General features: G+C 73.3%; 22 protein-coding genes. 9 read left to right on the top strand and 13 right to left on the bottom strand.

Features of this window, described 5'->3' with window-relative positions; all coding sequences use genetic code 11:
- Positions 1-160 precede the first annotated feature (160 nt).
- Positions 161-1,348, top strand: a complete 1,188-nt coding sequence (gene metC / locus AC3WLN_RS16410) for a cystathionine beta-lyase (protein WP_492482973.1) — start codon at positions 161-163, stop codon at positions 1,346-1,348.
- A 652-nt stretch (positions 1,349-2,000) separates the two neighbouring features.
- On the opposite strand, the gene AC3WLN_RS16415 is transcribed toward metC, so the two are convergent.
- The 5 genes from AC3WLN_RS16415 to AC3WLN_RS16435 form a co-directional block, all read right to left on the bottom strand.
- Positions 2,001-2,594 (bottom strand): pyridoxamine 5'-phosphate oxidase family protein, encoded by a 594-nt coding sequence (locus AC3WLN_RS16415; protein ID WP_492482975.1) that lies wholly within the window; start codon positions 2,592-2,594, stop codon positions 2,001-2,003.
- Complete coding sequence (locus AC3WLN_RS16420) at positions 2,591-2,932, bottom strand: lipid-A-disaccharide synthase N-terminal domain-containing protein (protein WP_492482977.1); 342 nt, start codon at positions 2,930-2,932, stop codon at positions 2,591-2,593. The genes AC3WLN_RS16415 and AC3WLN_RS16420 overlap by 4 nt, the downstream gene beginning before the upstream one ends.
- 3 nt (positions 2,933-2,935) lie before the next feature.
- Positions 2,936-3,661 (bottom strand): glycosyltransferase, encoded by a 726-nt coding sequence (locus AC3WLN_RS16425; protein ID WP_492482979.1) that lies wholly within the window; start codon positions 3,659-3,661, stop codon positions 2,936-2,938.
- Positions 3,662-3,681: 20 nt separating this feature from the next.
- Positions 3,682-5,421: an ArnT family glycosyltransferase gene (locus AC3WLN_RS16430; protein ID WP_492482981.1), complete on the bottom strand. Its 1,740-nt coding sequence runs from the start codon at positions 5,419-5,421 to the stop codon at positions 3,682-3,684.
- Positions 5,422-5,544: 123 nt separating this feature from the next.
- Positions 5,545-6,627 (bottom strand): GlxA family transcriptional regulator, encoded by a 1,083-nt coding sequence (locus AC3WLN_RS16435; protein WP_492482983.1) that lies wholly within the window; start codon positions 6,625-6,627, stop codon positions 5,545-5,547.
- A gap of 57 nt (positions 6,628-6,684) precedes the next feature.
- Between AC3WLN_RS16435 and AC3WLN_RS16440 the strand changes: the two genes are divergently transcribed.
- The 5 genes from AC3WLN_RS16440 to AC3WLN_RS16460 all read left to right on the top strand — a co-directional run bounded on the left by AC3WLN_RS16440 (position 6,685) and on the right by AC3WLN_RS16460 (position 12,357).
- Positions 6,685-7,392 carry a DJ-1/PfpI family protein gene (locus tag AC3WLN_RS16440; protein WP_492482985.1) on the top strand — a complete coding sequence of 236 codons (708 nt, stop codon included), beginning with the start codon at positions 6,685-6,687 and terminating at the stop codon, positions 7,390-7,392.
- A gap of 113 nt (positions 7,393-7,505) precedes the next feature.
- Entirely contained in the window at positions 7,506-8,825 is a 1,320-nt protein-coding gene (locus AC3WLN_RS16445; protein WP_492482987.1) for an O-antigen ligase family protein, read from the top strand.
- Positions 8,822-9,982, top strand: a complete 1,161-nt coding sequence (locus AC3WLN_RS16450) for an acyltransferase family protein (protein ID WP_492482989.1) — start codon at positions 8,822-8,824, stop codon at positions 9,980-9,982. The genes AC3WLN_RS16445 and AC3WLN_RS16450 overlap by 4 nt, the downstream gene beginning before the upstream one ends.
- Positions 9,983-10,118: 136 nt before the next feature.
- Positions 10,119-10,445, top strand: coding sequence for a GCG_CRPN prefix-to-repeats domain-containing protein (locus AC3WLN_RS16455; protein WP_492482991.1), 327 nt, complete (start codon positions 10,119-10,121; stop codon positions 10,443-10,445).
- A gap of 145 nt (positions 10,446-10,590) precedes the next feature.
- Positions 10,591-12,357 (top strand): methanol/ethanol family PQQ-dependent dehydrogenase, encoded by a 1,767-nt coding sequence (locus AC3WLN_RS16460; RefSeq protein ID WP_492482993.1) that lies wholly within the window; start codon positions 10,591-10,593, stop codon positions 12,355-12,357.
- A gap of 22 nt (positions 12,358-12,379) precedes the next feature.
- Here AC3WLN_RS16460 and AC3WLN_RS16465 read toward each other — a convergent pair whose 3' ends face one another.
- Both AC3WLN_RS16465 and AC3WLN_RS16470 read right to left on the bottom strand, forming a co-directional pair.
- Positions 12,380-12,871: a hypothetical protein gene (locus AC3WLN_RS16465; protein ID WP_492482995.1), complete on the bottom strand. Its 492-nt coding sequence runs from the start codon at positions 12,869-12,871 to the stop codon at positions 12,380-12,382.
- Between the two features lie 115 nt (positions 12,872-12,986).
- Positions 12,987-14,096 (bottom strand): replication protein RepA, encoded by a 1,110-nt coding sequence (locus AC3WLN_RS16470; protein ID WP_492482997.1) that lies wholly within the window; start codon positions 14,094-14,096, stop codon positions 12,987-12,989.
- Between the two features lie 640 nt (positions 14,097-14,736).
- On the opposite strand from AC3WLN_RS16470, the gene mazG reads away from it, so the two are divergent.
- Complete coding sequence (gene mazG, locus AC3WLN_RS16475) at positions 14,737-15,573, top strand: nucleoside triphosphate pyrophosphohydrolase (protein WP_492483026.1); 837 nt, start codon at positions 14,737-14,739, stop codon at positions 15,571-15,573.
- Here the strand turns inward: mazG and AC3WLN_RS16480 are convergent.
- The 4 genes from AC3WLN_RS16480 to pabB are packed head-to-tail and all read right to left on the bottom strand — an operon-like array spanning position 15,539 to position 18,843.
- Positions 15,539-15,982 (bottom strand): DoxX family protein, encoded by a 444-nt coding sequence (locus tag AC3WLN_RS16480; protein WP_492482999.1) that lies wholly within the window; start codon positions 15,980-15,982, stop codon positions 15,539-15,541. The two genes, mazG and AC3WLN_RS16480, sit on opposite strands and share 35 nt — an antisense overlap.
- Positions 15,979-16,812: an aminotransferase class IV gene (locus tag AC3WLN_RS16485; RefSeq protein ID WP_492483001.1), complete on the bottom strand. Its 834-nt coding sequence runs from the start codon at positions 16,810-16,812 to the stop codon at positions 15,979-15,981. The genes AC3WLN_RS16480 and AC3WLN_RS16485 overlap by 4 nt, the downstream gene beginning before the upstream one ends.
- Complete coding sequence (locus AC3WLN_RS16490) at positions 16,799-17,419, bottom strand: anthranilate synthase component II (RefSeq protein ID WP_492483003.1); 621 nt, start codon at positions 17,417-17,419, stop codon at positions 16,799-16,801. Before AC3WLN_RS16490 ends, AC3WLN_RS16485 begins: the two co-directional genes overlap by 14 nt.
- Positions 17,416-18,843 (bottom strand): aminodeoxychorismate synthase component I, encoded by a 1,428-nt coding sequence (gene pabB / locus AC3WLN_RS16495; RefSeq protein WP_492483005.1) that lies wholly within the window; start codon positions 18,841-18,843, stop codon positions 17,416-17,418. The genes AC3WLN_RS16490 and pabB overlap by 4 nt, the downstream gene beginning before the upstream one ends.
- A gap of 308 nt (positions 18,844-19,151) precedes the next feature.
- Here pabB and rimO point away from each other — a divergent pair, with 308 nt between their 5' ends.
- A complete protein-coding gene (gene rimO, locus AC3WLN_RS16500) occupies positions 19,152-20,516 on the top strand; it encodes a 30S ribosomal protein S12 methylthiotransferase RimO (protein ID WP_492483007.1) in 1,365 nt (454 codons plus the stop codon).
- Between the two features lie 286 nt (positions 20,517-20,802).
- Here the strand turns inward: rimO and pncA are convergent, their stop codons facing one another.
- Together pncA and AC3WLN_RS16510 are read right to left on the bottom strand one after the other, a co-directional pair.
- Positions 20,803-21,435 (bottom strand): bifunctional nicotinamidase/pyrazinamidase, encoded by a 633-nt coding sequence (pncA, locus tag AC3WLN_RS16505; protein ID WP_492483009.1) that lies wholly within the window; start codon positions 21,433-21,435, stop codon positions 20,803-20,805.
- Positions 21,436-21,479: 44 nt separating this feature from the next.
- Entirely contained in the window at positions 21,480-22,454 is a 975-nt protein-coding gene (locus AC3WLN_RS16510) for a quinone oxidoreductase family protein (RefSeq protein ID WP_492483011.1), read from the bottom strand.
- A gap of 356 nt (positions 22,455-22,810) precedes the next feature.
- Here AC3WLN_RS16510 and AC3WLN_RS16515 point away from each other — a divergent pair, with 356 nt between their 5' ends.
- Complete coding sequence (locus tag AC3WLN_RS16515) at positions 22,811-23,035, top strand: hypothetical protein (protein ID WP_492483013.1); 225 nt, start codon at positions 22,811-22,813, stop codon at positions 23,033-23,035.
- The last annotated feature ends 25 nt before the right edge of the window (positions 23,036-23,060 follow it).

The raw sequence follows: 23,060 nt of genomic DNA on the forward strand, positions 1-23,060 counted from the left end.
GACGGGGAGTCTCGCCCTCTGACGCTTCCTCTCGGAGGCTGCGAGCCCGGAATGACGGGGTGGGGTTCGACGGCCGCACGGGGCACCGCCCCCGGCTTGACGCCGGCGCGCGGGCCGGGCTTCGGTCGCGGCAGGTTCATCCCCTCGCCCACCGGTGCCGATGTCGAACACCCCTCCCCGCGATCCCGCCCGCTTCGGGGCGAGCACCCGCCTCGTCCATGCGGGGCGCGACCCCTCCGCCCAGCACGGCTTCGTCAACACCCCGATCTATCGCGGCTCGACGGTGCTGTTCCCGACCTACGACGATCTCCAGCACCGGCGCGGGCGCTTCGATTACGGCACCTCGGGCACGCCGACGACGGAATCCCTGACGCGCGCCTGGAGCGAGCTCGCAGGCGCGGCCGGCACCGTGCTGACGCCGTCGGGCCTCGCTGCGCTCACCGTGGCGCTGATGGCGGTGGTCTCGGCCGGCGACCACCTGCTGGTCAGCGATTCCGCCTACCGCCCCACCCGCATCTTCTGCGACGGCGTCCTGAAGCGCTTCGGGGTGGAGGTCGAGTACTACGATCCCCTGATCGGCGCCGGCATCGCCGACCTGATGCGCGACGCCACGAAGGCGGTCCTCGTGGAGGCGCCGGGCTCGCAGAGCTTCGAGATGCAGGACATCCCGGCCATCGCCGCGATCGTGCACGCCCGGGGCGCGGCGGTGATCATGGACAACACCTGGGCGACGCCGCTCCTGTTCCCGCCCCATGCGCGCGGCGTCGACATCGCGGTCGAGGCGGGAACCAAGTACCTCTCGGGCGGCTCGGACCTGCTCCTCGGCCTGACCTCGGCGAACGCCACGTACTGGCCGGCCCTGCACCGGACCTTCGAGCACTTCGCCATGTGCCCCGGCCCGGAGGACGTGTTCCTGGCCCTGCGGGGCCTGCGCACCATGGCCCTGCGCCTGCGCGAGCACGGGGCCCAGGGGCTCGCCATGGCGCGCTGGCTCCAGGCCCGGCCGGAGGTGGCCCGCGTGCTCCATCCGGCCCTGCCCGACGATCCCGGCCACGCGATCTGGACGCGCGACTTCTCCGGCGCCTCGGGCCTGTTCGGCGTCATCCTCAAGCCCGCCCCGGAGCGGGCCGTGGCGGCCATGCTCGACGGGCTCGAACTGTTCGGGATGGGCTTCTCCTGGGGCGGCTTCGAGAGCCTCGTCATCCCGTTCGACTGCACGAAGTACCGCACCGCCACCAAGTGGAATCCCGGCGGACCGGGCCTGCGCTTCCACATCGGCCTGGAGGATGTTGCGGATCTGCAGGCGGATCTCGACGCGGGGTTTTCGCGGTTGCGCGCGGCGCTGTGAGCGGTCGCCGGTCCAGCGCCGGCAGCCGCATCGCCGACACCGAAAATCATTGACAATATTCCTATTCCGTGGTTCAGTGCGGGCACTCGCCTCCCACACGGGAGGCCCCCCGGCGGACCGGGCCGGGGGGCTCGGGGGGAGGAGACGGCGCCCCGCGTCGATGGCCCGGTTTCGCCATCGCCCCGGGCCGCATCGGCGACGCAAGGCGTCCCGGACGGGAAGGCCGCAGGGCTGCAAGGCCGCAGGGCTGCAAGGCCGCAGGGCTGCACCCGGTCCCCTGGGACGCACCGAGAGATCGGACGGTCCGCCCACTACGAGGCGGGCTCGGGGCCTCGGGCCCTGATCAGACGGCCGCCGGACGTCGCCGCCCGCAGGGGCGCCGGATTCCGGAGGGGGGCTGCCATTAGCCGGGTCGCCGGTGCCGAGAAGACGTCGTGACGAACAGGATCGGCCCCGCGAGGGGCCGGGCCGAGGGACGCCGGGAGACCGGCATACCAGTCCAAGAAACGTGGTCTCGCGGCGTCCCGCGTCTCCCGTTTCGGGTGCGTCTCTGGGGCCATCCCCCGCGCCGGCACCGGCGGCGGGGCCGCGCCCGCATGCCTCGCTCGAGCATCGCTCGTGCGATCATGGCCCGTTCGGCGGCGGCGAGCCCTCAGGGCGCCAGCCAGGCTCCGCGCCAGCCGTCGGCCCGCTCCCAGGCGGCCCGGCGGTGGCCGCGCCGGTCGAGGTAGAGGAATTCGAGGCGGGCGAGCGTCACCACCACGGCGCAGAAGTTCGGCCGGCCGAGGGTCAGGGCGGTCTCGGGGTCCGGCAGGGTGTAGGCGTCGCCGGCAGATAAGCGCGCGCCGGGGGCGGGGTCGGCGCCGTAGCAGACGCGGCTCATCGCCATCGACCCGGCCCAGGCGGCTTCCGCCAGGGCGTCGTCGGTGTGGAGCGTCGCGGGGCCCGAGGCCCGGATCTGGATCTTCGATCCGGAATCGTAGCCGTGCAGGGCCGCATGCCCGGAGGCGGCGAGTTCGGCCGCCTTGTCCGAGCGCCGGTCGCAGTGGAAGCGCAGAGCGCCGGCCGCCGGGTCGGCCGCGCGCAACACCACGGTGCGCACCTGCGGGTGGCCCTGCGCGTCGACGGTGGCGAGCGCGGGCATGTGGAAGGCGTTGCGGCGCAAGGCGGGCCCCGCCTCCAGCAGGCGCCAGACCTCCGCGAGGGCCGCGGCGAGGTCGTCGTGGAAGGGCGGCAGCGGCGTCATCGCGCCGGGGCGGCCGCCCGGGCGGCGCGGCGCTCGCGCAGGATCAGGGCGACGTTGCGCAGGTAGATGAAGGTCGACAGCGCCTGCCCGAAGATGATCACCGGCTCGCGCCGCACGAGGCCGTAGACCAGGGTCATCAGGCCGCCCGCGATGGAGAGAACCCAGAAGGCCAGGGGCATCACGCTCTTGCCCGCCCGCTCGGAGGCGAGCCACTGCACCACGAAGCGGGCGCCGAACACCGCCTGGGCCAGGATGCCGAAGACCAGCCAGGCATCGAAGCGGGTGACGAAGACGTCGTAGACGTAGCCGCGTACGTCCTCGGCGAGATGGATCAGCATGGCTCAGGCTCCCGTCACGTCCGTGACCCGCGGCGTCACCCGCTTGCGCCGGATCAGCCACCACACGCCGGCGAGATCCAGGAGCCCGACCCAGAGCCGGTCGAACAGGCCGTATTTCGAGGTGCCGGTGAAGCGCGGCCGGTCGACCACGTCCCGGTGGACCACGCCGAAGCCCTCGCGGGCGACCAGCGCCGGCATGAAGCGGTGCTGCCCGTCGAAGAACGGCAGGGTGTGGTAGACCTCGCGGCGCACGAGCTTGTAGCCGCAGCCGGTGTCGCGGGTGGCGTCCTTGAGGATGCGCACCCGGACCCCGTTGGCGATGCGCGACTGCAGGCTCTTGAGCCGCCCGTCCTTGCGCCCGACGCGCTGGCCTTGCGCGAGGCCGACGCCCGCGCCGCCCGCCTCGATGGCCTGGAGCAGGGGCGCCAGGAAGGCCGGGTCGTTCTGGCCGTCGCCGTCCATCAGGGCGCAGACCGGTGCGCGGGCCACCGCGATCCCGCTGCGGATGCCGGCGGCCTTGCCGGCGGTGCGGTCGTGGGCGAGCACCCGCAGCCAGGGCCGGCCGGCCTGCGCCGCCCGCAGGGCCTCGGCGGTGCCGTCGGTGGAGCCGTCGTCGACATAGACCACCTCGAAGGGCGCGAGCGGCGCGCAGGCGGTCTCGAGCTCGGCGACGAGGCTCGCGATGTTGCCGGCCTCGTTCTTCACCGGGATGATCACGGAGAGGCGCATGGGGTTCGATCCGAGGAGGGTCAGGGCATCGCCGCGTAGGCCGAGAGGTCGACCCGGCGTCCGCCGTTGATGTTGAAGCCCGAGACGGTCCCGACCCGGTTCGGCGCCAGCCCGGCCGCCCCGGCGGCGGCCTCGAACGCCGCCGCGAACCGGCCTTCCACGTAGACGAGGCGGCAGGCTCCACCCCCGGCGGACCCCTGGCCCTTCAGGAAGTCGACGGCCTCGGCGCCGGTGCCGAGCATGGCGAGATCGGTGCCGATCAGGAAGACGAAGCTCGGCTCGCGGTAGCCGAGGCTGGCGACGCGCGGATGCGGACAGGGCAGAGCATCGCGGATCGCCGCGAGGCGGGGCGAGACCTTGAGGGCGGCCATCACCGGCTGGGTCAGGCCGAAGACCGCCGGCGAGAGCAGCATCGCCGCCAGGATGCCGAGGGCCAGCGCCCGCTCGGGCAGGCCCCGGGCGAAGGCGCGCCAGGCCAGGGCCGACACGGCGCTGGCAGCCAGCAGCAGGGGCAGCCCGGCCCAGGGCAGGGTCCGGTCGTAGGCGAAGGCGAAGGCCGAGAGGCCGAGGGTGAGGCCGACCGGGATCAGCACCACCAGCCCGGCGGTGAGGCGCGCGCCCCGGCGCTCGGGGTGCAGGGCGCCGGCGGCCAGCGCCCGCACGGTGAGGATGGCGATGGCCGGCATCAGCGGCAGCACGTAGTGGGGCAGCTTGGTCGGCACGATCTCGAACAGGATCCAGGTCGGCACGATCCAGGCGAGGAGGAAGGCGATGGCCGGCTCGCGCCGGTAGCCCCAGGCGAAGGGGGCGGCGAGCGCCGCGAAGGCGGCGCCGGGCCAGAAGGTGCCGAAGAAGGCCACCAGATAGGCGCCGGGCGGGGCGAAGTGCTTCTCCGAGCCGCCCTGGACCTTGCTCAGCATGTCGTGGCCCACCGCCTCGCCGTAGAAGGCGCCGCCGCTCTTCCAGGTGATGGCCGCGAACCAGGGCGCCACGATCAGCAGGGTGAGCGGCAGGCCGAGGCCGGGCCGCAGGGCGCCGAGCCAGCGGGCGGAGCGCCACCGGACGGAGAGGACCAGGGCCGGCAGGCCGCAGAACAGCGGCACCATCGGGCCCTTGATCAGGATGCCGAGGGCGAGGCCGAGCCAGAAGGCCAGCACCGTGACGGTGTCGAGGCGCCCGGGACCGGCGTCGCGCCGGAGCCAGGCCCGGGCGAGGCCGCCGAAGGTCGCCACCGCGCAGGCGCAGAGCAGCGCGTCGGTCTTGGCCAGGCGCGCCTCGGCCGAGAGCACGACGCAGGCCCCGAACAGGGCGGCGGCGAGGACGGCGCCCCGCCGGGGCAGGAAGACCAGGGCCGACCAGTAGGTCAGGAGCACCGCCCCGATGGCCCCCAGCAGGGAGGGGATGCGGTAGAGGCCGATGGTGGTGCGGGCGTTCGGCACGCCGAGGGCCTCGGCGGCGCCGACCACGGCGGCCTGGGCCCAGTAGATGCCCACCGGCTTCTTGTGCCGGGCCTCTCCTTGAAAGCGGATGTCGACGAGGTCGCCGGTCTCCAGCATCTGCTTGGAGGCCTGGGCGAAGCGCGGCTCGTCCCGGTCCATCGGCTGGAGCGAGGCGATGCCCGGCAGGAAGCAGACGAGGCAGAGGGCCACCAGGAGGGCGCAGGCCCAGGCATGGCTCCGGGTCGCAACGGACAGGAGGGTGTCCGGGAACGCGAAGGCGTCCCCGCGGGCCGGGCGGGGCACGGTGGCGCGGTCGGTCATGCGGGCGGATGGGCCGTCAGGGGGGACATACGCGGCTCCGGACCGGCACCCGACCCGGGAATCCGATCGCTGATTCCGGTCGAGGCGGCGAGGCCGGCGGTGTCGATGATGCGGCCGGGAATGTCAAATCCCGGGGTCCGCGGGCTCGCCGGCCGCCCCGGCCGCGCGGAACCGCTGCCGGTAGGAAGCGGGCGCCACCGCCACGTGGCGGAGGAAGCTGCGCCGCAGGGTCTCCTCGGAGCCGAAGCCGCAGCGCGCGGCGATGCGCTTCACCGGCAGGGCGGTCTCGGCCAGGAGCCGCCGGGCCGCCTCGACGCGCTGGCGCTCCAGGGCGCGGGCCGGGGTCAGCCCCGTGGCCGCGCGGTAGTGGCGGGCGAAGCCGCGCGGGCTCATGCCGGCCGCCTCAGCCAGGCGCGGCACGGTGAGGTCCTCGCCGAGATGGTCCGCGATCCAGGCCTGCAGCGCCTCGAAGCGCGCGCCGCCCGCCATGGGCGACAGGGCCTGCTGCGACAGGACGGTGCTGAACTGGGCCTGCCCGCCCGGGCGCTTGAGGAAGACCACGAGGTGCCGGGCGACCGCCAGCGCGGCGGCCCGGCCGAGATCGGCCTCCACCAGGGCGAGCGCCAGGTCGATGCCCGCCGTCACCCCGGCGGAGGTCCAGAGCGTGCCGTCCCGGATGAAGATCGGGTCGGGCTCGACCCGCGCCTCCGGATGGCGGCGCGCCAGTTCGGCGCAGCGGGTCCAGTGGGTCACCGCCCGGCGCCCGTCGAGGAGGCCCGCCGCCCCGAGCAGGAAGGCGCCGGTGCAGACCGAGGCCACCCGCCGGGCGCGGGGTGCCCGGGCGGCGACCCAGGCGGGCAGCCCGTCCGCGATCGCCCCGGAGACGCCGCGCCCGCCAGCGACCACGAGGGTGTCGACCGTCCGGTCCGCGGACGGCAGCGGCTCCGTCGCGAGGCCGAGCCCGGCGGAGCTGGCGACCGTGCCGCCGCCCGCCGCCACCACCCGCAGGGCATAGGGCGCCGCGCCGGCGCCCGCGAGGCCGGCAGCCGGGCGATCGTTCGCCGTGGCGAAGAGGTCGTTCGCCGTCGCGAAGACTTGCAGCGGGCCCGACACGTCGAGGAGCTGCACCCCCGGGAAGGCGAGGATCTCGATGGACCGGGGTTCGTCCGCGGCGCGATCTGGCAGGAACCGAGGGCTCTTCGTCATTCCGGCCAGAGCCTGACGGGTTAGGGTCGGCCTGTCCAGACAGCCGGAGACAGCCTCATGCCCCTCGAGATCGGGCTCCTCACCTTCCCGAACGTCCAGCAGCTCGACCTGACCGCGCCCTACGAGGTCTTCGTCGGGATTCCCGGGGCGCGGGTCCACCTCGTGGCCGCCGACCGGGCGCCGGTGACCAGTTCCACCGGCCTCGCGCTGACCCCGACGCTGACCATGGCCGCGTGCCCGCAGCTCGACGTGCTCTGCGTCCCCGGCGGCCTCGGGGTGAACCCGCTGATGCGGGATGCGGCGGTCCTCGCCTTCCTGCGCGATCAGGCGGCGCGCGCCCGCTACGTCACCTCCGTCTGCACCGGGGCCCTGGTGCTCGGGGCGGCCGGGCTCCTGCGGGGCCGGCGCGCCACCACCCACTGGGCGAGCCTCGACCTCCTCTCGGCCTTCGGGGCGATCCCGGTGGCCGAGCGGGTGGTGCGCGACGGCAACCTCCTGACCGGGGGCGGCGTCACCGCCGGGATCGATTTCGCCCTGACCCTGGCGGCCGAGCTCGCCGGGCAGCCGGCGGCGGAGGCGATCCAGCTCGGCCTCGAATACGCGCCGGCGCCGCCCTTCGCCGCCGGCACGCCCGCCAGCGCCGACCCGGCCGTGCTGGCGGCGGTGCGGGGGCGCCTCGCCGCCGGCCGGGCCGAGCGCGAGCGCATCGTGGGCGCGATCACGGGCGCGACCGACATCGTCGCCTGGGGCGCAGCCGGGCCTTGAGGCGGGCCCGCCGGCCCTTTGCGCGTTCTTAACCGTATTCTGCGCGCCTATCGGACGGGGCCGGCGCCCCTAGACTGCGCGACCTTGCCGGCCCTCGAGCGCGGGAGTGGACCATGACGACGGGCATCGCCACCGGCGCGGCCACGACGCGGCGGGCGGACCTGCCCGACGCCCTGCGCATCGGGGTGATGGGGGCGATCCTGCTCTTCGTGCTGATCGGGGCCGATCCGTTCCTCGACGGGACGGCGGCGGAGAACGCCGCCTCGCGGGCCGGCGGAAACCTCGTCAACCAGGTGCTGTTCCTGATCATGGGCGGCCTCGCGGTGGCGGTGCTCGCCTGGCGCGGACGCGAGGCCCTGCGGCCGCTGGCCACCCTGCCGATCCTGGCCACGCTGGGCTGGATCGGCGTCTCCACCGCGCTCTCGATCGAGCCCGCCGTCTCGGCACGCCGCCTCGTCTCCCTCGTCATCATGTTCGGCGGGGTGGTGAGCGTGCTGGTGCTCGCCCGCGACGCCCGCCAGTTCGCCCACGTCCTCGGCAGCACCGTCCTCCTCGTGCTGGCGACCTGCTATCTCGGCCTCGGGCTGGTGCCCGAGCGCGCGATGCACACCGCCCTCGACCTGATCGAGCCCGAGCACGCGGGCAGCTGGCGGGGCGTCTTCGCCCACAAGAACGGGGCCGGGGCGGCCATGAGCCTGTTCATCTTCGTCGGGCTGTTCTGGGCCGGGATGGGCCGGCGTCTTTTGGGCTACGGGGTCGTGGGGCTGGCGGGCGTGTTCCTCGTCTTCACCAACGCCAAGACCTCCCTGATCATGACCCCGGCGGTGCTCGCCCTGACCTGGGCCTGCACCCTCTCGGCCTCCGGCGCCTGGCGCCGGCTGGTGCTCCTCGGCCCCCTGGCCCTGCTGCTCCTGCTCACCGTGGGCTCGGTGATGTCGCCCGGCCTCGGCGCCCTGGTCGCGAGCCTGGCCGCGGACCCGACCTATACTGGCCGCACCGAGATCTGGAGCTTCGCCCTCGACAACATCGCCAAGAAGCCGCTCACCGGCTTCGGCTACGGGGCCTTCTGGGAGAGCGTGTTCTACGGCGGCGGCGGCGATGCCACGACCTGGGTCAACCGCGCCACCGACGCCCATGACGGCTACCTCAACACCGCCCTGGAGAGCGGCTGGCCGGGCCTCGCCCTGACGCTGTGGTGGATGGTGCTGGCGCCCCTCTCCGACCTCCAGGCCCAAAGCCGGGCCGAGGCCGGCCGCGCCCTCGACCCGCTGCGGCTGCTCTTCCTGCGGATCTGGCTGTTCGGCCTGATGGTGGGGGTCTTCGAATCGGTGTTCTACCAGGCCACCAACGCGCTGTTCTTCCTCCTCGCCCTCTCGGTCCTCGGCCTGCGCTTCGGCGCCGCCGGGCGGGTCGTCGCGGGGGGCCCGCGGTGAGCGCCCTGCCCCCGCCCGCCCATCCGCCGGTGGCACCGCTGCCGGCGCTCACCGCCCTGCGCTTCGTGGCCGCCGCCTACGTGGTGGTGTTCCACTACGCGGCCTTCTTCTTTGCCGACGCGGCGATCCCCGGGGCGGTCCGCCTCGGCTATTCCGGGGTGACCTTCTTCTTCCTGCTCTCGGGCTTCATCCTGGCCTACACCTACCGGGACGTGGACCTCACCGACCGCGCCGCCCGCGCGCGTTTCGCCTGGGCGCGGGTGGCACGCGTCTATCCGGTCTACCTCCTGTGCCTCGTCCTCGCCCTGCCCTGGTTCGTCGCCTGGGTGGCGAAGTCGGCCCCGCCCCTGCAGGGGCTGATGGCCGCGGGCGCCGTGCTGGCGCCGCTGGGCCTGCACGCCTGGGTGCCGGGGGCGGCCTGCGCCCTCGACTGCCCGAGCTGGTCGGTCTCGGTGGAGGTGGTCTTCTACGCCCTGTTTCCCCTCCTGCTGCCGCTGGCGCTCGGGGCACCCGGCCGCATCGCGCGGCTCACCCTCGCCGCCTGGCTCGTCCTGACCGGCGGGGCCGCCCTCGCCTTCGCGCGCTACGCCCCCGGCGTCTCGCTCATCGGGCCGGAGCCGGGGGGCGCCGGCCCGGTGCTGCTGGCCCAGGCCATCAAGTACAACCCGCTGATGCGCCTGCCGGAATTCATCGCGGGGCTGCTCCTCTACGGGGCCTGGACCCGCTGGCGGCTGCCCACCCCCGCCCTCCTCGCCGCCGCGGCCCTGGCCGGCCTCGCCCTGGTGGCGGGCGCCCCCCACCTGCCCGAGGTGCTGCTCCACAACGGGCTCACGGCGCTGGCCTGGGCGCCGCTGATCCTGGCCGGCGCCCAGCTCCGCGGCGGCCCCCTGGTGACGCCCGGCTTCGTCTTCCTCGGCCGGATCTCGTTCGCCCTCTACCTGATCCACGTCCCGGCCTACGCCCTGGTGAACAGCCTCGACCGGGTCGCCCTCGGGGGCCGGCTCGCCGGGGCCCCCTGGCTCGGAGCGGGGCTCGCCGCCGCCCTGGCCCTCGCCCTCAGCGTCCTCCTGCATCGCGGCCTCGAGGAGCCGGCGCGCCGGCGCATCCTGGGCTGGGCGGGCCGCCCGCGGACCGCCGGCCCCGTCGCCGCGGGCTGAACCGCCCCCCGTCAGCGCACGTTCAGCAACCGCCCGGCATCCTGGAGATCCTCGAGCCCCGTGACGGTCTTCGAACCTCCACGAGGCCGGAGGATCAACAACCGCAAAGGTCACACCAACAGAGGGTCATGGCGTCATGTCCGTGAAATCGCTGTTTCGCACGATGCTCGCCCGCACGGCTCTGGCCGCGACGCTCGGCGTCGCCGGTGCCGCCGGCCTCGCCGCGGCCGCCGAGGCGGCGCCGATCGCCCCCGCCCCCGCCGGGACGCTGGCGGGCGCCCCCGTCGAGACCGTCGCCTATGGCTGCGGTCCCGGCTTCATCCCGAACCGGTTCGGCTATTGCCGGCCGATCTACCGCCCCTACGGCTACTACCGGCCGCGGCCGTTCTACGGACCCCGTCCCGTCTACGGACCGCGCTACGGCTATTACCGCCCGCGGCCGCTCTTCGGACCCTACTTCTAGGATCGGCGACGCTCCGACTCGGGCGCGTCCCGACACGCGACCGGGCGGCGGCGCGCCGCCCGCGTCACTTCGCTGCCGCGCGCCGGCGGCGCGCCGGGACTAGGACCCTGGGCCTGTCCCGAAACCCCACACCCGGGGACTTTCCATGCGCGCGCTCCTCCCGCTCGGCCTGCTGGCCGGCGCCCTCCTCGGCCCGGCTCCGGCCCCGGCCCAGACAGTGCTGCCCACGATCGACGCGGCCAACACCCGCTATTCGGACCTCGATCAGATCACCGCCGCCAATGTCGGCCGGCTGCAGGTCGCCTGGACCTTCTCCACCGGGGTCCTGCGCGGACACGAGGGCGCCCCCCTGGTGGTGGACGGGGTGATGTACGTCCACACCCCCTTCCCCAACACCGTCACGGCCCTCGACCTCGACCATGACGGCCGCATCCTCTGGCGCTACGAACCGAAGCAGGATCCGGGGGTCATGGCCCTGCTGTGCTGCGACACGGTCCATCGCGGCCTCGCCTATGCCGACGGCGCCCTCTTCCTGCAGCAGGCCGACACCACCCTGGTCTCCCTCGACGCGAAGACCGGCCGGGTGAACTGGTCGGTCCGCAACGGCGACCCGGCCCGGGGCGAGACCAACACCGCCGCCGTCCTGCCCGTGAAGGGCAAGGTCCTGGTCGGCCTCTCGGGGGGCGAGTTCGGGGTCCAGTGCCACGTCACCGCCTACGACGCGCGCACCGGGGCCCGGCTCTGGCGCGCCACCGCGACGGGCAGCGACGAGGCGATGCGGGTCGATCCCGCGCGCACGACGTCGCTCGGCAGGCCGGTCGGCCGGGATTCCTCGCTCAGGTCCTGGGAGGGCGACCAGTGGAGGACCGGCGGCGCCTGCGCCTGGGGCTGGTTCGCCTACGACCCGGCGCTCGACCTCGTCTATTACGGCACCGGCAATCCCTCGACCTGGAACCCGGCGCAGCGCCCCGGCGACAACCGCTGGGCGGCCTCGATCGTGGCGCGCAGCCCCGAGACCGGCATGGCGCGCTGGCTCTACCAGATGACGCCCCACGACGAGTGGGACTACGACGGCGTCAACGAGATGATCCTCACCGATCAGGTCATCGGCGGCGTCGCCCGCCCGCTCCTCACGCATTTCGACCGCAACGGCTTCGGCTACACCCTCGACCGCGCCACCGGCGAGCTCCTGGTGGCGCAGAAGTTCGACCCCGCCGTGAACTGGGCGACCCATGTGGACCTCGACCGGGCCTCGCCGGACTACGGCCGCCCGGTCCGAGACCCGCGCTCCTCGCCGGAGGCCACCGGCGAGGACGAGACCACCCGGGGCATCTGCCCCGGCGCCATCGGGGCCAAGAACCAGCAGCCGGCGGCCTACTCGCCGCGCACCCGGCTGTTCTACGTCCCCACCAACCACATCTGCATGGATTACGAGCCGTTCCAGGTCAGCTACACCCCCGGCCTGCCCTATGTGGGCGCCACCGTGAGCCTGCACCCGGCGCCCGACGATCCCCGCACCGGCACCCTGACCGCCTGGGACGGGGTCGCGGGCGCGATCCGCTGGTCGATCCCCGAGCCGTTCTCGGTCTGGTCCGGGGTCCTCGCCACCGCCGGGGACGTGGTGTTCTACGGCACCCTGGAAGGCTACCTGAAAGCCGTCGACGCCCGCTCGGGCCGCGCGCTCTACCGCTTCAAGACCCCCTCGGGCATCGTCGGCAACGTCACCACCTACCGCCACCGGGGCCGGCAATACGTGGCCGTGCTCTCCGGCGTCGGCGGCTGGGCCGGGATCGGCCTGGCGGCCGGCCTCACCGACCCGAACGACGGCGCCGGCGCGGTGGGCGGCTACGCCGCCCTGTCCCGCTACACGGCGCCGGGCGGCCAGCTCACGGTCTTCGCCCTGCCGGAGTGAGGGCGCGGCCGCGCGCTGGCGGTCAGCCGAGATCCTCGTCCTCCTCGGACGGGGCGTAGACCGCCTCGCCCAGGCGCTTGAGCGGGCCGCCCGGGCCGGAGCGCTTCCACAGGCGGGTGTTGAGGGCGGCCACGGGGTCGTGCCCCGGCACCGCGAAGCCGAGCGCCGTCAGGCCCTCCAGGATCTCGCCGGCATGGAGCGGCCGGCCGGCCTCGTGCAGCAGGTTGACGGCGGCCGCCACCAGGGCGCGCCCGTGCCGGCGCGCGGCGACCAGGTCCTCGCCCGCCCGGCCCGGATCCGGTGCCCGCTCGGGCCCGTTCACCGCGCCGGGGCCAGAGCCAGAGTCCGGCGCCGCCGGCCCGGGCCGGGCCGGTTCGGCGGCGCGGCCCGGCGCGCCGAGGCGGCGCCCGAGTTCGAGGTAGAGCTGGTGCTCGGCGATGGCGCGGTCGAGTTCGTCGCGCCGGCGGCGCAGATCGCGCAGGGCCGCCTCGGCCTCGGCCTCCGACAGGAACATGGACGCCTCACGGAATATCTTGGGGGAGCCGTCGAGCGACGGATCATTCCCCGCATATTCCTATCAGCGGATTGGCTGCAAGCCATATTCCTTATAGGCTTTAGGGAATGTTCCGTTAGGCTACGGCCTGCATGGCCTTGCGCGGCGGCCGGGCGCCCCGCGGCGGGATCAGCAGGGCGCTCGGGTCGGCGGGCTGCAGCAGCATGCCGCCGTCGTCGAGCCGGATCGGCAGCTTCGGAAACACCTCCTGCAGATGGGCGAGGTCCGCCTTGAAGGCCTGCCGGAAGCTGCGGAGGCTGGCATTGTCGGCGCCGAACTGCTTGTGCAGGTTCTCCCAGGTCAGCCGCAGGGGCCGCTGCAGGGCGCGCAGGCGGTAGCCGACCCAGAACAGCAGGTCGAGCTTGCGCGCCGAGCCCGAGAAGGCCCGGGCCGCGCGGATGTCCACCGGCAGGGCATGCTGGATCAGGTTGTCGTAGAAATCCTGGTGGAACTGGACGCTCTTCTGCCAGATCACCCCGTCGGCGCCCTGCGGCAGCCAGAGGTCGAGCTGGCGGAAGGGCGGCACGTTGAGGGTGCTGGCGCTGCCGGCCCCGTCCCAGAGGCCGATCTGAAGGGTGCAGGCGGCCAGCCGCGCCAATTGCTCCTTGAACTGCCGGATGGTGCCGCGCTCGCCGCCGGTGACGGCGAAGCCCATCTCCTTCATGAAGCCCGACAGGCTGTCGGCCACCGCCACGGTGGGGCTGCGCTGGCGCACGGCCTCGGTGCAGAGGTGCAGCAGGACGAGGCGGGCCTTGGGGCCGTAGGGCAGTCCCTGGAACTCCATCTCGCCGGTGGCCGGGTTCTTGAGGCGCCCCGCCAGGAGACTGAGGGAATTGCGCCCGTATTCCCGGAAGAATTCGCGGGTGTCCCCGGGATCGCGATAGGGCAGGCCGCAGAGGGCCAGCACGGAATGGATGTGCTGCAGGTTCTCCGGCCCCGTGGGCTCGGTCTCGATGACCTCGCGGATGGCGTCGCGCCGGCGCTGGTCCCGGCCCATGGCCTGGCGCCGGCCGGCCACGGCCCCGCGGGCGGCGGCCTCCGCGTCCCGGGCCCGCTGCCGGTGCAGGATGGTCTCCGCGATGGTGGCGAACAGGAAGCTGCCGCGGGCCGCCTCGACCTCGGCGAGGAGGTCGGCGTCGCGGATGCCCGCCAATGTGTCCTCGATCCCCAACAGACCCCGCCCCATGCTCCACGATCCCGGCGGTGACCCGCGTGCCGCCCGCGCGGGACGCGGGGATCGACAGTCCCGACCCGGCCGTACGCCGACCATGCCCGATTCCCCGCCGCGGAGTCTCGGCGACCGGCGCCGGTCCCCCGAATCATCCCGGCTATCCACCGGCCGGAACGGGGAAAATCCCGGGCGGTCCGCGTGCCGCGTCCGGCCCCGGGACGCGTACGCAGAGTTCGATACGGGGTCGGATTCGGCTCAATCCCCAGAGTTCACCGGCCGGACCCGCGATCCACGCCGAACCCAATACGCATCCACGCAGAATCCCATGCGCCGGCCGGGTTTACCCACGCAGAATCCCATACGCATCCACGCAGAGTTCGATACGCATCCACGCAGAGTTCGATACGCGGACCACCATCAAACCTCTGGCACGACTGGGTTTTCGACGCCCCCATATAACTCTCAGAAATGACTCTCTGAGAATCTCTTACTGATACCTTTCCTAAGGGCCTGGGAGCCGTTCGGAAGACCGAACACACCCCCGGCCACGGCTTTTTCAAGGGAATTTTCCAAAGGAAGCCACCGTCTCTCCCGCCACCATCCCCAGCCTCACGGGTTGGCCCGCGATCCGCTAAGGAGGACCCAGCGAGGCGTGATGCGGAGGTACGGGGTGAGGATCGAGGATCTGCTGGCGCTGATGGCGCAGTTGCGCGACCCGGAGACCGGCTGCGCCTGGGACGTGGCCCAGGACTTCTCCAGCATCGCGCCCTACACGGTGGAGGAGGCCTACGAGGTGGCCGACGCCATCGCGCGGGGCGACGCGGAGGATCTGCGCGACGAGCTCGGCGACCTGCTGTTCCAGGTGGTCTTTCACGCCCGCATCGCCGAGGAGGCCGGGCTCTTCGCGTTTCCGGACGTGGTCCGGGCGGTGATGGAGAAGATGGTCCGACGCCATCCGCACGTCTTCGCGCCGGACGGCGCCCTCCTGCCCGCGGGCTCGCCCCGGCGCGACCCGCAGGCCGTGGCCGCCCAATGGGCGGCGATCAAAGCCGAGGAGCGCCGATCGAAGCCGCCGCGGGAGCCGGGACCCCTGGCGGGCATTCCCCTGCCGCTCCCCGCCCTGACGCGGGCGGAGAAGCTCTCGGCCCGGGCGGCCGGCTACGGCTTCGACTGGACCGACCCGGCACAGGTGGTGCTGAAGGTGCGCGAGGAGATCGACGAGGTCGCCGACGCCATGGCCCACGGCACCCGGGCGGCGGTGGCGGAGGAACTCGGCGACCTGCTGTTCTCGGTGGCCAACCTCGCCCGCCATCTCGGGATCGATCCGGAATATTCCCTTCGAGAAGGGAATATGAAATTCGAGCGCCGCTTCACCGCCATGGCGGCGGCCCTGGCGGCGCGAGGGACCGGCCTCGCCGACAGCGACCTCGACGCGATGGAGGCGGCCTGGGCGGCGGTCAAGGTTTCCGAGAAGGGCCCTGGGAAGAGCTGACCGCGGGCGATCCGGCCGGGCGGCGGAACGGCCAGTCGATGACGCCGCCGGCATAGAGCGCCCACCAGACGAAGACCGGCTGAAACGCCAGCCGGGGCCCGTGGTACCACCAGCTGTCGGGCAGCCCCGGCACGACGATCCCCTCGAGCGCGTGCTTCAGGTTGGCGGGGAAGACGCAGACCGCGTAGAGGGCCAGCCCGATCCCGGCCCAGCGCCGGGTCGGGCCCCAGGCGAGGCCGAGCACGCCTGCGAGTTCGCACAGGCCGGTGGCGATCACCACGAGGCGGGGCTCCGGCACCCAGTCCGGCATGATCGGCAGGAAGGCGGCGGCGGCGGCGAGATGCACGATTCCGATGAAGCCGTAGGCGGCCATCAGGGGCAGGCGCCACCGGAGGCGCGGCGCCCTCATGGTGCGAAGATCCCCCGCAGATCGGCCTTGAGGGCCGTCACGACGGGATGCGCCGGGCTGGCGAAGACGGTCTCGCCGATCGCCGTCACGGGGGCGAGGCCCCGCAGGGAATTGGTCACGACCACCGCTTCGGCGCGCAGGAGCGCGTCGAGCGCGAGGCTGCGTTCGGCGACGGGCAGGCCGAGGCGCGGCGCACATCGCGAAAGGATCTCCGCGCGCAGGATGCCGGGGAGCACGCCGTCCGAGAGGGGCGGGGTGACGAGGGTACCGTCGATCACCGCGAACAGGTTTCCCGTCCCGGCGCAGGCGACGGACCCCCGCGTGTTCCGGAACAGGGCCTCGTCGAAGCCGGCGGCCCGGGCCGCGCCCGCGGCCAGCACCGCGTCGAGGTAGCCCAGCGTCTTCAGGCCCGCGGCCGGCGAGGTCTCGTTGCGGCGGATCTGCGTCGGGTGGAGGGTCAGGGGCGCGAAGGCGAGCGAAGTTCCCACCGGGGCGGCGCTGGCCCACAGCACCGGCCGCGGCTCGGCCGGGGGGCTGAGGCCGCGCGGGCCGGAGCCCCGGGTCACGGTGGTGCGGATCGCCGCCAGGGGATGCGCCCGGCCCATCGCTTCGGCCAGCGCCCGCATGGCTCCCGCGATGCGCTCGGGCGCCACGGCAAAGCCCAGCGTCGCGGTGGCGGCGGAGAGGCGCGCTACGTGCGCGGCCTCGAACACGACGCGGCCGCGGCGGGCGAGCGCCGTGTCGAACACCCCGTCCCCGAGGGTCAGGCCCCGGTCGGCGAGGTCGAAGGGCACCGGCCCCTCGGTGAGGCCGCCGTCAAACCACAGCATCGGTCTTGGCCGGCGGGGCGTGGTCGGCGCGCCAGTCGCGGGCGAGGCGCAGGAAGTTGGCGAAGAGGGCGTGGCCGTTCTCGGTGAGCACCGATTCCGGGTGGAACTGCACGCCCCAGGTCGGATGGCTCCGGTGCGAGAGCGCCATCACCTCCCCTTCCGCCGAGACCGCGTCGACGCTGAGGCGGTCGGCCATGCCGGGCTCCGGCGCGACGATGAGCGAGTGGTAGCGCCCGACCTGCATCGGGTCGGGCAGGCCGGTGAAGAGCCCGGCGCCGTCGTGACGGATCGGGGTCGCCTGCCCGTGCAGGGGGCGCCCGGCCCGCGCGACCCGGCCGCCGAAGGCCGCGCCGATGGCCTGGTGGCCGAGGCAGACGCCGAGCAGCGGCACCGCGCCGGAAAGCTCGCGGATGGCGGGCAGCGAGATGCCGGCCTCCGCCGGGGTGCAGGGGCCCGGCGAGATCACGATCGCCTCCGGGGCGAGGGCGCGGATGCCGGCGACGTCGAGGGCGTCGTTGCGCGCCACCCGCACGGTCTCGCCCAGCTCCTCGAAGTAGCGCACCACGTTGAAGACGAAGCTGTCGTAGTTGTCGATGACGAGGATCACGGCGCCCTCCCCGCCCCGGCGCCGGGTTCGCAGGTGGCATCGCGGGCATCGGGCTCGAAGGCCTGGAACACCCGGGCGGCCTTGGTCAGGGTCTCCTCGTATTCGGGCCCCGGCTCGGACAGCAGGGTGATGCCGCCGCCGGCCTGCAGCACGGCCCGGCTCCGGTCCATGAACACGGTGCGGATGGCGATCGCGGTGTCGAGGTCGCCGGTGAAGCCCAGCGCCCCGATGGCCCCGCAATAGAGTTCGCGCGCGTCGCCCTCGATCTGCGTGATGATGTCCATGGCGCGCAGCTTCGGCGCGCCGGTGATCGAGCCCCCCGGGAAGGTGGCGGCGATCAGGTCGAGGGCATCCATGTCCGCCTTCAGGGTTCCGGTGACCACTGACACGAGATGGTGGACGGAGGCGTAGGATTCGAGGCCGCACAGCACCGGCACCCGCACGCTGTGGGGCTCGCAGATGCGCGAGAGATCGTTGCGCAGCAGGTCGACGATCATGATGTTCTCGGCCCGCTCCTTGGCGTTGGCCTGCAGCGCCTCGCCCAGGCGCGCGTCGGCCGCCGGGTCGGCCACGCGCCGCACCGTGCCCTTGATCGGCCGGGTCTCGATCGCCCGCCCGCTGAGCTTGAGGAAGCGCTCGGGGCTGCTCGAGGCGACGCGCAGGGTGTCGAAGTCGAGATAGGCGCCGAAGGTCGCCGGGTTGGTGGCGCGCAGGCGCCGGTAGAGCGCGAACGGGGCGAAGCCCTCCGGCAGGTCGGCCTCGAAGCGCTGGGCGATGTTGGCCTGGTAGATGTCGCCGGCGCGGATGTAGTCGCGCACCCGCTCCACCGCCGCCTCGTAGCCCGCACGGCTGAAGTTCGAGCGCCAGGCGAGCGGCCCCTGCGCCGCCGGCTCCGGGCTCGGCCGGGCCTCGGCCAGGCATGCGCTGAATTGCTCCAGCCGGGCCCGGGCCCGGGCCTCGCGCGCCGCCGGCGCGGTCTCGGGAAAGCCGGTGGCGAGGAGGCGGCAGCGCCCGGTGCCGTGGTCGATGCTCAGCACCGTGTCGTAGAGGTTGAAGGCGATGTCGTCGCACAGGCCCGCCCGCCGGGCCGGGGGCGCCACCCGCTCCAGGGCCGCGCCGAAATCATAGGCGACGTAGCCGATGGCGCCGCCCGCGAAGTCCGGCAGGTCCGGGTCGCGCGCCGTGCGGTAGGGGGCGAGGCAGGCGCGCAGCGCCTCCAGGCCGGAGCCCGGCACGGGGCGTCCGTCCAGCGTCGCGCGGCCATCGCGAAACCGGAAGCGCCCGAACGGGTCCGCCGCCAGGGTCGAGGTCCGCCCCAGGGTGTCGTGGTGCATGGCGCTGTCGAGGAAGGCGAGCCCCGGCAGGGCGGCCAGGGCTTCGGCCGCCGCGACGGGCTCGACGAACGGGATGTCAGCAATCCACATGACGACTCGAAGGGTTCAGGGCGGCGACGGACCGACGATCCCGAGGGGTGGAATCCTCGGGGGAAGTTTGGGGGCGGAAGCCCGGGAGCCCGAGCGTCGGGGTCGAAGCATCCGTCGCGGCCTGCGATATCATGCACGGGCGGCCTGCGCGACGGCGTGGCAAAAGTGCGATCCGCGCATGGCTCGGACCCGCCCGGCTCGCCTCGGCGGGCGAATCCCGTTATAGGGCTGTCAACCTCTTTGTCCCGCCCTCCCCCGATTCCACGGCCGGTCCGGTTCCCGCAGCCGCGCCGGCCCGACGAGCATCCATGACCGCATCCCCCCTGTCATCGCCCTCCGCCGAGGCGGCGCCCAAGGCCGCCAGCGGCGCTCCGAAGATCTCCTTCGTCTCCCTCGGCTGCCCGAAGGCGCTGGTGGATTCCGAGCGCATCCTCACGCACCTGCGCGCCGAGGGCTACGAGCTCGCCCGGCGGCATGACGGCGCGGACGTCGTCATCGTCAACACCTGCGGCTTCCTCGATTCGGCCAAGGCCGAGTCGCTCTCGGCCATCGGCGAGGCCATGGCGGAGAACGGCCGCGTCATCGTCACGGGCTGCATGGGCGCCCAGCCCGAGGAAATTCGCGAAAAGTATCCGAACCTGCTCGCGGTCACCGGGCCGCAGGCCTACGAATCGGTGGTGGCGGCGGTGCACGAGGCGGTGCCCCCGGCCCACGACCCGTTCCTCGACCTCGTGCCGCCGCAGGGGGTGAAGCTCACCCCGCGCCACTACGCCTACCTGAAGATCTCCGAGGGCTGCAACAACCGCTGCACCTTCTGCATCATCCCGTCCTTGCGCGGCGACCTCGTCAGCCGGCCGGCGGGCGACGTGCTGCGGGAGGCCGAGAAGCTGGTGAAGGCCGGCGTCAAGGAACTGCTGGTGGTCTCGCAGGACACGAGCGCCTACGGCGTCGACATCCGCTACGCCGCGAGCCCCTGGCGCGATCGCGAGGTCCGGGCGAAGTTCTACGACCTCGCGGCCGAGCTCGGCGAGCTCGGGGCCTGGGTGCGGATGCACTACGTCTACCCCTACCCGCACGTGGACGAGGTCATCCCGCTGATGGCGGAGGGCAAGATCCTGCCCTACCTCGACATGCCGCTCCAGCACGCGAGTCCCTCTGTACTCAAGCGCATGCGCCGGCCCGGCAACCAGGAGAAGCAGCTGGAGCGCATCCGGCGCTGGCGCGAGATCTGCCCGGATCTCGCCATCCGCTCGACCTTCATCGTGGGCTTTCCCGGCGAGACCGAGGCCGAGTTCGAGGAGCTCCTGAGCTGGATTCGCGAAGCCAGGCTCGAGCGCGTCGGCTGCTTCGCGTTCGAGCCGGTGGGCGGGGCGGTGGCCAACGGCCTCGGCGACCCGGTGCCCCCGGAGGTGAAGGCGGAGCGCAAGCGCCGCTTCATGGAAGCGCAGCAGGGCGTCTCCCTCCGCCTGCAGAAGGCCCGCATCGGCAAGCGCCTGCCCGTGATCATCGACGCGGCCGAGGGCACCGTCGCCAAGGGCCGCTCGAAATACGACGCCCCCGAGATCGACGGCACCGTCCACGTCACGGCGCGCCGGCCCCTGCGGGTGGGCGACATCGTCACCGTGAAGATCGAGCGCGCGGATGCGTACGATCTCTATGGGAGCGCGGTGTAGATCGCGACGCGTCCCTCTCCCCGAGGGCGAGTCGATCGCCGATGCCGCTCCGTCATTCCGGGGCGCCGAAGGCGAACCCGGACCCGAAGGAGCGCGCCAGCGGCGTGCAATCCAGAACCGCTGACGGCGTCAGGTCCTGAACCACCTGCGCGTCTGGATCTCGGGTTCCGCTGCGCGGCCCCGGGATGACGTGGGGCTGCGGGTGGGTTTCCGGAGAGCCTATCGGCATAGGCGATCATCCTGTCCCAAGGCAGAGGTCGGCCTGCCGAGAGAAGATTTCGGAGGCCTACCCGCTTCCGATCGCCTCGCTCATGACCCACCCGACCCCGGCCGCCGCCATCTCGGCCCAAGCCCGCGCCAGCGAGCCGTCCAGGTCGATGCCCCGCACGGCGTCCGCGACCACCAGCGCCTCGAAGCCCGCCGCCCGCGTGTCGAGGGCGCTCCAGGCCACGCAGTAATCGGTGGCGAGGCCGCACAGGACCACCCGGGTGAAGCCGCGCTCGCGCAGGTAGCCGGTCAGCCCCGTGGGCGTGCGTCGGTCGGCCTCCAGGAAGGCCGAGTAGCTGTCGACGTGGCGGTGATGGCCCTTGCGGATCACCAGCTCGGCGCGATCCGCCGCCAGGCCGGGGGCAAGGGCGGCCCCGGCGCTCCCCTGCACGCAGTGCTCCGGCCACAGCACCTGCGGGCCGTAGGCCAGCGGCACGGTGTCGAAGGGCGCCCGGCCGGGATGGCTCGTCGCGAAGGAGACGTGCCCCGGCGGGTGCCAGTCCTGCGTCAGCACCGCGTGCGCAAACAGGCCGAGGAGGCGGTTGACCGGGGCGATCACGGCGTCCCCCTCGGGCACGGCGAGCGCCCCGCCGGGCAGGAAGTCCCCCTGCACGTCGATGACGAGGAGGACGTCCCGCTGCCCCGGGATCACGGCATCCCCCGATCCCGGGAGCCCCCGATCCTGGGAGTCCCGGATCACGGGATCATCACCGTGGCGCCGGTGGTCTTGCGGGCGGCCAGGTCCCGGTGGACCTGCTGCACGTCGGCGAGCCTGGCCGTGTTGTGGACCGGGATCTTCACGGCGCCGCTCGCCACCACCGAGAACAGGTTCTTGGCCATGGCGTCGAGGGTCTCGCGCTTGCTCGCATGGGCGAAGAGCGAGGGACGGGTGGCGTAGAGGGAGCCCTTCTGGCCCAGCAGCGCCAGGCTGAAATCGTCCACCGGGCCGGAGGCCGAGCCGAAGCTGACGAACATGCCGAGCGGGCTGATGCAGTCGAGGGAGGCCGGGAAGGTGTCCTTGCCGACGCCGTCATAGACCACCGGCACGCCCTTGCCCCCCGTGATCTCCTTGACGCGCGCCGCGAAATCCTCGTTCCGGTACAGGATGACGTGGTCGCAGCCGTTGGCGCGGGCGAGCTCCGCCTTCTCCTCCGAGCCCACCGTGCCGATCACCGTGGCGCCGAGGTGCTTGGCCCACTGGCAGGCGATGAGGCCGACGCCGCCGGCGGCGGCGTGGAACAGGATGGTGTCGCCCGGCTTCACCGCGTAGGTCCGGTGCAGCAGGTACTCGGCGGTGAGGCCCTTGAGCATCATCGCGGCGGCGGTCTTGTCGTCGACGCCGTCGGCGAGGTGCACGGCGGCGCTCGCCTCGATCACCACCTCCTCCGCATAGGTGCTGGCGGCCGAACCGTAGGCCACCCGCTCGCCGACCCGGAAGTCGGTGACGCCCGCGCCGAGCGCCACGATCACGCCGGCGCCCTCCTTGCCGGGGGTGAAGGGCAGCTGCGGCGCCTTGTAGGCGCCCGAGCGGAAGTAGATGTCGATGAAGTTGACCCCGATGGCGGTCTGGCGGACGTGGATCTGGCCGGGACCGGGCGCGGGCAGCGTCACGTCCTCGTAGCGCATCACCTCGGGGCCGCCGTACTCGTGAACCTGGATCGCCTTCGGCATCGTCTCGCTCCTCGCTCTGGGTCGTCAGCCGGTTCGGCCTGATCGTGACATCTTGTTGGACATCGTGGGCCGATCGTCGCCGGGGCCGGCGCGGGGACGCCGTCCCCGACGGACAGCGACATAGTCGCTCCTGGCATTCCAGCAATGGTGCAGGCTCTCATCCCGCCGCCCTCCCGCCATGTGCGCCCGCGCACCGGACCCGGCGGCCACGGCCCTCCCCGCGCGATCCGATTGCATCGGCGGCGGGGGCGTGATTAACGCAGGTTAACCCTTGCGCCCGCGCCGCGTCGGGCGGGCGCATCGGGAGACGGCCGAACCGGGTCCGGCCGCTGCGATCGGGAGGGCGGATCGGCGGGATGGATGAGATCGTGTGGATACGTCCCGCCGGGTACGACCCCGCCGTCCAGCCGGGCACGATCCTGCGCCCGGATGCGGGGCTGCCGGAATTCCGCGTCCTGGCGCGCCGGCCCGTGGTGATGATGTTCCATGCCGGGCCGGCCTGGGACATCCGGCCCTTCACCGAGCTCACCCTGCGGCTCGTCGAGACGGAGGAGGCCCCGGGGCGGACCGGACCGGACTGATCCGGGCCGGGACGGGCGGTGCGCC

The sequence above is a fragment of the Methylobacterium sp. FW306-05-D genome (assembly GCF_058782155.1).

Excerpts from the sequence above, each read along its gene's own strand:
- metC (WP_492482973.1), top strand. The coding sequence starts at position 161 with ATGTCGAACACCCCTCCCCGCGATCCCGCCCGCTTCGGGGCGAGCACC.
- AC3WLN_RS16415 (WP_492482975.1), bottom strand. The coding sequence starts at position 2,594 with ATGACGCCGCTGCCGCCCTTCCACGACGACCTCGCCGCGGCCCTCGCG.
- AC3WLN_RS16420 (WP_492482977.1), bottom strand. The coding sequence starts at position 2,932 with ATGCTGATCCATCTCGCCGAGGACGTACGCGGCTACGTCTACGACGTC.
- AC3WLN_RS16425 (WP_492482979.1), bottom strand. The coding sequence starts at position 3,661 with ATGCGCCTCTCCGTGATCATCCCGGTGAAGAACGAGGCCGGCAACATC.
- AC3WLN_RS16430 (WP_492482981.1), bottom strand. The coding sequence starts at position 5,421 with ATGACCGACCGCGCCACCGTGCCCCGCCCGGCCCGCGGGGACGCCTTC.
- AC3WLN_RS16435 (WP_492482983.1), bottom strand. The coding sequence starts at position 6,627 with ATGACGAAGAGCCCTCGGTTCCTGCCAGATCGCGCCGCGGACGAACCC.
- AC3WLN_RS16440 (WP_492482985.1), top strand. The coding sequence starts at position 6,685 with ATGCCCCTCGAGATCGGGCTCCTCACCTTCCCGAACGTCCAGCAGCTC.
- AC3WLN_RS16445 (WP_492482987.1), top strand. The coding sequence starts at position 7,506 with ATGACGACGGGCATCGCCACCGGCGCGGCCACGACGCGGCGGGCGGAC.
- AC3WLN_RS16455 (WP_492482991.1), top strand. The coding sequence starts at position 10,119 with ATGTCCGTGAAATCGCTGTTTCGCACGATGCTCGCCCGCACGGCTCTG.
- AC3WLN_RS16460 (WP_492482993.1), top strand. The coding sequence starts at position 10,591 with ATGCGCGCGCTCCTCCCGCTCGGCCTGCTGGCCGGCGCCCTCCTCGGC.
- AC3WLN_RS16465 (WP_492482995.1), bottom strand. The coding sequence starts at position 12,871 with ATGTTCCTGTCGGAGGCCGAGGCCGAGGCGGCCCTGCGCGATCTGCGC.
- AC3WLN_RS16470 (WP_492482997.1), bottom strand. The coding sequence starts at position 14,096 with ATGGGGCGGGGTCTGTTGGGGATCGAGGACACATTGGCGGGCATCCGC.
- mazG (WP_492483026.1), top strand. The coding sequence starts at position 14,737 with ATGCGGAGGTACGGGGTGAGGATCGAGGATCTGCTGGCGCTGATGGCG.
- AC3WLN_RS16480 (WP_492482999.1), bottom strand. The coding sequence starts at position 15,982 with ATGAGGGCGCCGCGCCTCCGGTGGCGCCTGCCCCTGATGGCCGCCTAC.
- AC3WLN_RS16485 (WP_492483001.1), bottom strand. The coding sequence starts at position 16,812 with ATGCTGTGGTTTGACGGCGGCCTCACCGAGGGGCCGGTGCCCTTCGAC.
- pabB (WP_492483005.1), bottom strand. The coding sequence starts at position 18,843 with ATGTGGATTGCTGACATCCCGTTCGTCGAGCCCGTCGCGGCGGCCGAA.
- rimO (WP_492483007.1), top strand. The coding sequence starts at position 19,152 with ATGACCGCATCCCCCCTGTCATCGCCCTCCGCCGAGGCGGCGCCCAAG.
- AC3WLN_RS16510 (WP_492483011.1), bottom strand. The coding sequence starts at position 22,454 with ATGCCGAAGGCGATCCAGGTTCACGAGTACGGCGGCCCCGAGGTGATG.
- AC3WLN_RS16515 (WP_492483013.1), top strand. The coding sequence starts at position 22,811 with ATGGATGAGATCGTGTGGATACGTCCCGCCGGGTACGACCCCGCCGTC.